Origin of the sequence: Brevibacillus sp. HB2.2, assembly GCF_013284275.1 — a bacterium.
Lineage (GTDB): Bacteria > Bacillota > Bacilli > Brevibacillales > Brevibacillaceae > Brevibacillus > Brevibacillus brevis_D.
This window is the reverse complement of sequence record NZ_JABSUV010000133.1, coordinates 1-223: the sequence shown is the minus strand read 5'-3', so window position 1 is coordinate 223 and position 223 is coordinate 1. Positions and strand designations below refer to the sequence as shown.

Below are 223 nucleotides of genomic sequence, written 5' to 3'. Positions count from 1 at the left end.
GTAGCGGGAGACCAGAGTCTCACCTACTCCCAGTTAGAGAAGCGAGCCAATCAAGTGGCCAACTACCTGCAAAAACAAGGCGTTCGCCCAGGTTCACTTGTCGGTATTTGCGTGAAGCGTTCTCTCGAAATGCTGATCGGGGTGCTCGGGATTCTCAAAGCTGGTGGGGCTTATGTACCGCTCGATTCGGATTATCCGAAAGAACGTCTGGCATACATGATGG

1 protein-coding gene is annotated in these 223 nt (G+C 52.5%); it reads left to right on the top strand.

Translation table 11 applies throughout. The annotated features are described in order from the left end of the window. Positions 1-223, top strand: a 223-nt coding sequence (locus tag HP401_RS35550) for an AMP-binding protein (protein ID WP_173607638.1), incomplete at both ends; no start/stop codon positions are given.